Annotated in this window: 7 protein-coding genes; 1 reads left to right on the forward strand and 6 read right to left on the reverse strand. The window is 62.9% G+C overall.

The features are described 5' to 3' along the window. Nucleotides 1-202: 202 nt before the first annotated feature. Nucleotides 203-883 (forward strand): Crp/Fnr family transcriptional regulator, encoded by a 681-nt coding sequence (locus tag LIY36_RS27380; RefSeq protein ID WP_226457826.1) that lies wholly within the window; start codon nucleotides 203-205, stop codon nucleotides 881-883. A 1-nt stretch (nucleotide 884) separates the two neighbouring features. On the opposite strand, the gene LIY36_RS27385 is transcribed toward LIY36_RS27380, so the two are convergent. From LIY36_RS27385 to nosR, 6 genes are all read right to left on the reverse strand, one after another. Further along, entirely contained in the window at nucleotides 885-1,400 is a 516-nt protein-coding gene (locus tag LIY36_RS27385) for a nitrous oxide reductase accessory protein NosL (protein WP_226457827.1), read from the reverse strand. Nucleotides 1,401-1,430: 30 nt separating this feature from the next. Next, nucleotides 1,431-2,261, reverse strand: coding sequence for an ABC transporter permease (locus LIY36_RS27390; protein ID WP_226457828.1), 831 nt, complete (start codon nucleotides 2,259-2,261; stop codon nucleotides 1,431-1,433). Next, a complete protein-coding gene (locus tag LIY36_RS27395; protein ID WP_226457831.1) occupies nucleotides 2,258-3,166 on the reverse strand; it encodes an ABC transporter ATP-binding protein in 909 nt (302 codons plus the stop codon). The genes LIY36_RS27390 and LIY36_RS27395 overlap by 4 nt, the downstream gene beginning before the upstream one ends. Next, a complete protein-coding gene (locus LIY36_RS27400) occupies nucleotides 3,166-4,437 on the reverse strand; it encodes a nitrous oxide reductase family maturation protein NosD (protein ID WP_442962233.1) in 1,272 nt (423 codons plus the stop codon). Before LIY36_RS27400 ends, LIY36_RS27395 begins: the two co-directional genes overlap by 1 nt. Nucleotides 4,438-4,545: 108 nt before the next feature. Next, nucleotides 4,546-6,447 (reverse strand): TAT-dependent nitrous-oxide reductase, encoded by a 1,902-nt coding sequence (gene nosZ, locus LIY36_RS27405; protein ID WP_226457830.1) that lies wholly within the window; start codon nucleotides 6,445-6,447, stop codon nucleotides 4,546-4,548. Nucleotides 6,448-6,458: 11 nt separating this feature from the next. Beyond that, nucleotides 6,459-8,534, reverse strand: coding sequence for a transcriptional regulator NosR (nosR, locus tag LIY36_RS27410; RefSeq protein WP_226457832.1), 2,076 nt, complete (start codon nucleotides 8,532-8,534; stop codon nucleotides 6,459-6,461). Nucleotides 8,535-9,281: the final 747 nt, after the last annotated feature.

Raw genomic sequence — 9,281 nt, forward strand, 5'->3', positions numbered from 1 at the left:
GCTGGAGATCCCTCTCACACCGCCAATCCCCTGTGGGAGCTGTCGAGCTTTAGCGAGGCTGCGAAGGCGGCGGCACTGTTGGTAGAGGTGATGGGTGACCGCAGCAACGGATATGGACTCAAGCCCCAGAGGTACTCCTTCAGAGGCATAGCCGCATTCCCCCAAGGCGCCCTACCCTGATCACCCGCGGAGGCCCCAACCCATGCTCACCCACCCCCAAATCGTACTGACCCTGCGCCGACACCACCTGTTCAGCCGGCTACCGGAAAAAACCTTCCAGGACGTCTGCACCCTGGCCAACCTCAAGCGCCTGCCCGGCCACACGCCGCTCGTGCATCAGGGCGACCCCGCCGAGCGTTTCTTCCTGCTGGTCAGCGGCCAGATCAAACTGCACCGCGTCACGGGCGAAGGCCAGGAGCACCTGGTGGAAGTCATCCAACCTGGCCAAACCTTTGCCGAGGCGCTGCTGTTCACCCAAGCCAAGGCCTACCCGGTCAGCGCCACCGCGCTTAAAGACAGCGTGTTGGTCAGCATCGAAGGCCAGCACTACCGCCGTGCCCTGGAGGACCAGCCGCAGATCTGCCTGGCGATCCTCGGCAGCATGAGCATCCACCTGCACCAGCGCTTGCAAGACATCGACACCCTGACCCTGGCCAACGCCAGTCGCCGAGTGATCAATTTCCTGTTCCAGGAGCGCAATGCCGTCAGCGGTGAGGTGGTGCTGCAAGTGCCCAAGCGCCTGGTGGCATCGAAGCTGGGGATCCAGCCGGAGACCTTTTCAAGGATCCTGCACCGGCTGGTCGAAAGTGGCTTGATCGAGGTGCAGCGGCGCACCATCCGGATCCTGTGCGAAGAACAGCTGATGGGCTACCAGGCAGGCTGACTCAGTGCCCGCTGTGGGTCACGCCTGCCGGTTGCTGCAACAGCGCCAGGTCAATTTCGGCAAACCGCAGCACGCGCCCACCCGTATCCGCCGCGACCTTTTGCGCCTTGGCCTCATCGGCGAACGACGCCAGCACCACCCCCATCGCGCCCTTGAGCCCGGTGCCGATCACATAAAACGCAGTGCGCGCATCGATCAGCTGCGTGTCGTCCGGTGCATCCCAATGGCTGCGCCCCATGTCATGCACATACAGCTTGGCGGTGTCGTGATGGTTTTCCGGCTGCAACCACCAGCCGAGCATTTCGGCGGTGGAGCAGAACTTCTTCACCCCGTCGCGCTCCACCACCTGGCCCTTGGGCCCGGGGAATTCGCTGATGACCATGCCGCACACATGACACTCATCATTGGGATGAAACGCCACCGGTGCATCGGTGAAGCTCGACTCTGGCGCCTTGTCGCACGCCGCCAGCAACAGGCCGGCCAACAGCGCCGCCATTACCCGTGTATTTACACCCATAAACGTGACTCCAGCCGTCATAAGAATTCTTCAGGCCGCGCGCCGTTTGAACAAGCCATAGGCCAGCGCCAGCGGTACGCCGACCCACGCCAGCAGGCATGCCCATAACACTGGCGCCGGCACATCGAGGTCGCTGCCCAGGGCCATGACCCCGACCGATGCAGTCCCCGTGTCGAAGCCCGCGAGGTTGATCAGCCGATACACATCGGTGGGGTTGAACAGCAGCAACCACGGCAAGCCCTGGGGGTTGAATTGACCTTTGCTCAGCACCAGCAAGGCGAGCAAACCGAGGTCGAACACCAGCACAAAGAAGAACCACACGCCAAGCGCCAGGCCGGCGGCGGTGGATTTTTCTGCGCAGAGGCTGCTCAGCGCGTAGGCCAGGCCGAGAAAACCCCAGCCCAGCAATGTCGAGGTCAGCATGAAGCGGCCGAACGCCCAGAGCAGCAGGCCCAGTTCAACGTCATCCACCAACAGCGCAATGGCGAACATCGCGCAACCAAAGCCGATCACGGTGGCCAGGGCCAGGATCAGCCCATGCCCGACAAACTTGCCCAACAGGATCTGCCCGCGTCCCAGCGGGTAAGTGAGCAGCAGCAACAAGGTGCCGCTTTCGTCTTCGCCGACAATGGCGTCGTAGGCCAGCAACAACGCGATCAGCGGCATCAGGAAAGTCGCCAGGCTGGCCAGGCTGGCGATGGTCGCCGGGATCGACGTGAAGCCCAATTGCCCGGCGGCGGCCGCGCCAAGCCAGGCGATACCGATGGCCAATACTGCGAACAACAGGCTGATCGCCAACAACCAGCGGTTGCGCAGGCCGTCGCCAAACTCTTTGCGGGCCAGGTTCCAGACTGCGTTCATAAGGCGACCTCCCCGCTGTTGAGGTAGTGGCGATAGATGTCCTCCAGGGACGGCGGCAAAAGCTCCACATCGCTGGGGCTGTCCAGCACCAGCAACTGGCGCAGCAGGTCCATCTTGTCGTTCGCGTGCGCCGCCACTTGCAGGCCACCTGGGCCCCAGGTCTGGGTGACATGCCCGGCGGCGCTCCAGCGCTGTTGCAACATGTCCGGGCGTTGCAGGCCACGGCTGCGGATCAGCGTCGGCAACCCGGCCTCGGCACGCAGTTGCGCGAGACTGCCCAGTGCGAGCAGACGGCCTTGGGTGAGGATCGCGGCGCGGTTGATATGCGCCTCCACGCCCGGCAACACGTGGGAGCACAGGATGATGCTAGTACCGCCCTCGCGCAGGCGGTCGAGCAAACCGTACAGGTCCTGGGTGGCGACCGGATCAAGGCCGACGGTGGGTTCGTCGAGCAGCAACAGGCGGGGTTCACCCAGCAGCGCCTGGGCCAGCCCAAGGCGCTGGCGCATGCCTTTGGAGTAGGTCTTGACCCGCCGCTCGGCCGCTGCGCCCAGGCCGACGTCGTGCAGCAGGCGGTCGACCTGATGCAGCGGCGCGCCCTTGAGCCGAGCGAAATGACGCAAGGTTTCGAGGCCGCTCAACTGCGCATAGAAGGTCACGTTTTCCGGCAGATAGCCGAGCATGCGCCGCACCCGGGGATCGCTCGGCGCACGGCCGAAGACCCGCACCTGCCCCGCGCCGGGCTGCAATAAGCCCAGCACCAGTTTCATCGCGGTGGTCTTGCCCGCGCCGTTATGCCCGAACAGGCCCAGCACTTCGCCGGGAGCCAGGCTCAGGTTCAAATCGTGCAGCACCGCCGTGCGCCCATAACGCTGGGTGACGCCTTCGATCTCGACGACGTTCATCATGCAGGTTCCTTGTGGTTGGGGGCTTGCATCAAGGGGTGGCTGTCCATCACCCCGGGCGACTTCATCACCGGAAACGCACGTTGCACCCAACGCAGCAGCTCAATGCCAGGACTGTTCATCAACAGGCGCACCTGGGGGTACAACCACAGCAGGCGGTCGACGTTGTCGTTGGGCTCGTAGACCACATCGCCGAGGCCATCGCCGTTGCGGTCCCAGCCCAGGTAGTCGCTCCAGAAATTGCCACGGCCGTCGGCCGACCATTCCTGCAAGCGTGTGGCCACGTACTTGACCTGGCGGCGGTTGCCGATAAAGGCGTTGCCGGCGATGCGGTTGTCTTCCGAGCCGGCCGTGAGGTGAATGCCCACGGCGCTGCGCTCGAAGCGGTTGTGTTCGATGCGGTTGAACAGCGAGTTATAGATAAACAGCGCCTTGCCTTCGCCGCCGGTGATCATACTGTCGCCGGTGGAACCGTCGCGCACGTCGCTGACGAGGTTGTCCTGCAAGGTGGAATAGGTGATGTAGTTCATCAGGATCCCGTAGTTCTGGTCCTGCTCGGAGCGGTTGCCGATCACCGTGAGCTTGCGGCTTTGCATCAGCGCATAGCCGGTGCGGGTGCGGCGGGTGGTGTTGCCGAGTACCTGGTTGTCGTTGGCGAACATGTAGTGGATGCCGTAACGCAGGTCTTCGAGGGTGTTGCCTTGCAGCAGGTTGCCGTTGGAGGTGTCGATGTAGATACCGTCGCGGGCCTCGCGCACTTGGTTGCCAATGACCCGAGCACCGTGCACCGCGTACAAGTGGATGCCGTTGCCTCGGTCCTGGGAACGCAGCAGCGGGTCGCCCTGGATGCGGTTGTCGATCAGGCTCACGTCGGCGGTGCCGTCGACCCAGATGCCAAAGCCTGGACCTTGCAGGTAGTTGCCGCGCAGTTGTGTGCGCTGGGCCTGGGGCTGGATGAAGACCGCGGCGTTCATCGCGGTGAGGTCGCGGCCCCAGTCGAGGAAAGTGCAGCCCTGCACGCTGACGTCAGGGGCGCTGATGATCAGGCCGTTGCCCTGTCCTTCGGCCTGGAAGATGGCGTCGGGGGCGCAGGTGAGTTGCATCGGCTGGTCGATGCTGAACGAGCCACGGTATTCGCCTGCGGGCAGGCGCCAGTGCTGTTCGCCGTCGGGTTGCAGCGGCAAGTCGGTGAGTGGCCGCACAGCGGCGGCCGCCTGGGCCGAAAACAATCCCAGCGCCAGCAAGACGAGAAGTGATCGAGCCACGGCGATACCCCATGAATGAAAGACGACCCGGTGTGGGAGCAAGGCTTGTGTGGGAGCAAGCCCGCTCCCACACAACCCACGCGCCTGGATTGGCCCAGTGGTGGTGCTCTGCGTTCAGGCAGGCTCGACTTTCATGCGCCCCACCATCTCCATATGCAGTGCATGGCAGAACCAGCTGCAGTAGTACCAATGCAGCCCCGGCTTGTCGGCGATAAAGGTGATCGACGAAGTCTGCTGCGGGCTGATCTCCATGCTCACGCCGTGGTTGACCATCACAAAACCGTGGGTCACGTCCTCGATCATGTCGATATTGGTGATGGTCACCGTGACTTCATTGCCCTGCTTGACCGTGAACTCCGAGAGCCCATAGGCCGGGGCCATGGAGGTCATGTACACGCGCACCTTGTTGCCGTCGCGGATCACCTTGCTGTCGGTTTCCAGGTTGATGCCGTCCTTTTTGGCCAGTGCCACGGTCTCGGCGAAAAACGGGTCGTTGCGTTCCCAGATCTTTTTCGGGTTGATCTGGTCACGCCGCGCCATCACGCAGTCGTGGGGTTCGGCAAAGGCCGGGCCGTCGTGGACCAGTTTCATCTCCTCGCCGGAGATGTCGATCAACTGGTCGTTCTCCGGGTGCAGTGGGCCGGTGGGCAGGAAGCGGTCCTTGGAGAACTTGCTCAGCACCATCAGCCACTGGCCATCGGCGTCGCGGGTTTCGGTGAGCGAGGCGTGGTTGTGACCGGGCTGGTAGTGCACGTCGAGTTTCTGCTTGATGTAGTCGACCTTCTCGCCACCGTAGGCGCGGATCGCCTTGGCGATGTCCCACTTGACCACCTGGCTGTCGATAAACAACGTGGTGTAAGCGTTGCCGCGCCCGTCGTAGGTGGTGTGCAACGGGCCCAGGCCCAGTTCCGGCTCACCCACCACCACGCCGCGCGGGTCGCTGATCTTGCCGTTGAACAGGTCGTCGAGCTTGTCGATGGCGATGATGGTGCAGGTGGGCGACAGCTTGCCGTTGGCGATGAAGTACTTGCCGTCCGGCGAGGTGTTGCAGCCATGGGGGTTTTTCGGCACCGGGATATAGCGGGTGAATTCGCTGTCCTTGCCGTCCAGCGATTTGCGCCCATCCACCACCGGCACCTTGGCGCCGTCGACGCTGATGAACTTGCCGGCCTTGATCGCCGCCTCGATGCGCGGGATGTTGAACACCACCACCCAGTCGCGCTCGTTGCGCATCATGCCGGCCAGGTCAGTGGCCTTTTCCGAGTTGTAGCAGGTAGCGGCTGCGTATTTGCCGGTGTAGTCCATGTCGGCGTTGTCGAGGTTGCCGTCGACGATGACCTGGAAGGCCATCTCCATTTTCTCGGCGTCGATGGCGTTGAACATGGTGAAGCTGTTGCGATCCTGCAGGTCGAAATTCTTGCCGTCATTGGGGTGCGGAATGATGAACTCGGCGTTGCAGAACACGTACTTGGTGTACGGTACCTTTTGCAGGCGCAGGCCGTGGATGGCCTGGGCATTGGGCACGGTGAGGATCTTGTCGCACTTCATGATGTCCAGGCGGATGCGTGCGACCCGGGTGTTGGCCTTGTCGTTGATAAACAGGTATTTGCCGTCGTACTTGCCGTCGGTGGTGGACAGGTGCGGGTGATGGCAATCGCCGTTCGGGTACTTGGCGCCCTCCCCCAGGACGCGCTTGCTTTCGTTGGTCAGCCCCCAGCCGGTGGCGGCGTCGATATTGAACACCGGGATACGCATCAGCTCGCGCATCGACGGAATGCCGAGCACGCGCACTTCGCCCTGGTGGCCGCCGCTCCAGAAGCCGTAATAGTCGTCGAGCTGGCCCGGTTCCACATGGATTTTCGCCTTGGCGTCCTTGGCCGCCGCCGCAAAGGATTCACGGGTAAACACCGTGCCGCCAAGGGCCGAAGCCCCGGCCAAGACCGCGCCGGTCACCGCACCGCTGCCGAGGAAACCGCGCCGGGTCAGGCCGTCGTGCTTTTCGTCTGTGTCGTTCATGGGTTGCTCCTTCAAGCGTTGGGATTTATCTGCACCACGGGAATCTGCTGCGCCGCCTTGTTGCGCTTCTTGCGCTTGTTGATCAGCGGCGGGCACTTGTGATCGTTGTGCCAGGTCATCTGGCAATCGAGGCAGTAGTGGCATTCGTTGGGGTTGATATGGCCGTCGGGATGGATCGCCTGGATCTCGCATTCCTTGGCGCACAGCTGGCACGGGTTGCCGCATTCGGCGCGACGCTTGAGCCAGTCGAACAGGCGGAACTTGCTCGGGATCGCCAGCGCCGCTCCCAGTGGGCAGACGTAGCGGCAGTAGACTTTGCGGGTGAACAGATTGATCACCAGCAGCGCCACGGCGTAGAGCACGAACCACCACTGGCGGTCGAAATGCAGGGTGATGGCGGTCTTGAACGGTTCGACTTCGGCGAAGCGCTCGGCGGTGGCCATGGACTCCAGGGAAATGCCGAACAGCACCAGCAGGATCAGGTACTTGATCGCCCACAACCGCTCATGCACGGCGAACGGCAATTCGAACTGGCGGATCTTGAGCAAACGCGCGGCTTCATTGAGCAGTTCCTGCAACGCGCCGAACGGGCACAGCCAGCCGCAGAACACGCCACGTCCCCACAGCAGAATGCTCGCAGCGGTGAACACCCAGAGCATGAAGATCAGCGGGTCGGTGAGGAACAGCTCCCAGCGGAACCCTTCGAACAGCGCATGCACAAAGGTCAGCACATTCACCACCGACAACTGCCCCAACGCATACCAACCGATAAAAACCACGGTAAACACCAGGTAGCCCCGGCGCAGCCAATGCAACAGGCGTGGGCGGCGGGCCAGGCTGTCTTGCAGGAACAGAATCGCCGTGAGCAGTACCAGCGCGGCGCCGAGTACCAGCACCTGGGTTTGCTTCTGATACCAGATGCTCAGCCACAGCGGGCGATTGGCTTCATCGATCGCCACCTGCTCCTCGGCGCTGGGCGCCGGGCGTTCCAGGTACTGTTCGGGCATCTGGTAAGGCAATTCGAAACTGCTGAAGGTGCCGCTGACCGGGCCGGTCTGGCGGCGTACCAAGAGTTCCAGGGTCCACGGCGAACCGGGGTCGAAGGCCGCTTGCGGGCGCACGATAAACACCGACATCTCGTCAAACGCCGGCATGCCATCGGCGTAGGCGTCATCGATGCGCTGGTGGTCGAGGTCGCGAAAGCTGATGACATTGCCGAATTGGCGCAACTGCACCCGGTCGAAAATCCCGCCGCGCACATAGCCCGAGCCCTTGAACGAAAACAGCCCGCGCCCGAGCACGGCAATCGCCTGCTCACCGGGTTTGAGGCGCCGCATCAGGTCTGTGTAGTGCGCCTCGCCCAGCAGGTTGCGGCCGATGCTCGGCGGATTGATGTCGGCCACGTAGAGATCGATGAAGGTGTCGTCGGCGGCACCGCTGGCTTCGGCAGCGGTGTCCTTGAAGGCGACGTCGACCTGGCCACGGGTCAGGTGCAGGCGGCGGATCGCACCGTTGCCGGTCAACTGCGCCCAGCTCGCAGGGGTGAACTCATCAGTGCGGATCAGCGCGGCTTTCTGCTTGGCGGCGGCCTTGCCGTCGATGAGCTTGAGGGCCACCGCGACTTCATGGGCAGCGCGCATCACCACCTCATTGACCACCATGGCCGTCACCGTCGCACCGGCAATCGCGTCCACGGTGACCGCCTTGAGGTCACTGGAGCGGCCAACCACCACCCGTTGGCGCACGTCCACACCCGCATAGTGGCCGGTGAACTCATGCAGCTTGGCCTCGGGGATGCCGATCAGCAGGATCGGTTCGTGGTGCTCCAACACATAGGCATCGCGGATGATCCCGGCGGTGTCGAGGATCACCTGGGTGTTGATCGGTTTGCCCGAGTAGGCCGGGATATTCAGCACATCCAGGGTCTGGAACACATAGCCGACGGGCTGGCCGCCCTGGCTGATGGTACGCACCTTGAACGGGCCTTCGGCGGCCGAGACTGCGTCGTGTTGGGGGAAGGTGTGATCGATGCGTTGCTGCGCGGGCTCGGCTTGGGCGTTGGGCAAAAACATCAGCAGCACCGCCATGATCAGCCAGTGAAGCGTCAGGTGCGTGGAACGGATCATGGGGTCCCTTACGGCGGCGTGCTGAAGATGGGACCGATGGTAGAGGCGAGGATGGCCAGTGGCCCTTGACCAGAATCAAGCCGGTTTTTTCCGAGGTGTGGCGTATCACCGCAACCCGAAACCAATGGAAGAAACCGAAATTCCCTGTGTCGAGCTTTAGCGAGGCTGCGAAGGCGGCGGCACTGTTGGTAGAGGTGTTGGCTGAAACACCGCTTTCGCGGGCAAGCCCGCTCCCACAGTTGATCGGTGTTGATGGATAGTGAGTGTTCGGCTGAAGATCGCCCAGGCACTGCTAGTCCCCTGTGGGAGCTGTCGAGCCCTAGCGAGGCTGCGAAAGCGGTGGCACTGTTGATAGAGGTGTTGGCTGAACCGCCGCTTTCGCGGGCAAGCCCGCTCCCACAGGTGATTGGTGTTGATGGGGAGTAAGTGTTCGGCTGGAGATCGCCTAGGCACTGCTAGTCCCCTGTGGGAGCTGTCGAGCTTTAGCGAGGCTGCGAAGGCGGTGGCACTGTTGATAGAGGTGTTGGCTGAACCGCCGCTTTCGCGGGCAAGCCCGCTCCCACAGGTGATTGGTGTTGATGGGGAGTGAGTGTTCGGCTGGAGATCGCCTAGGCACTGCCAATCCCCTGTGGGAGCTGTCGAGCCCTAGCGAGGCTGCGAAGGCGGTGGCACTGCTGGTGGAGGTGTTGGCTGAACCACCGCTTTCGC

This window comes from Pseudomonas sp. AF03-9, from assembly GCF_020515815.1.
Classification (GTDB): domain Bacteria; phylum Pseudomonadota; class Gammaproteobacteria; order Pseudomonadales; family Pseudomonadaceae; genus Aquipseudomonas.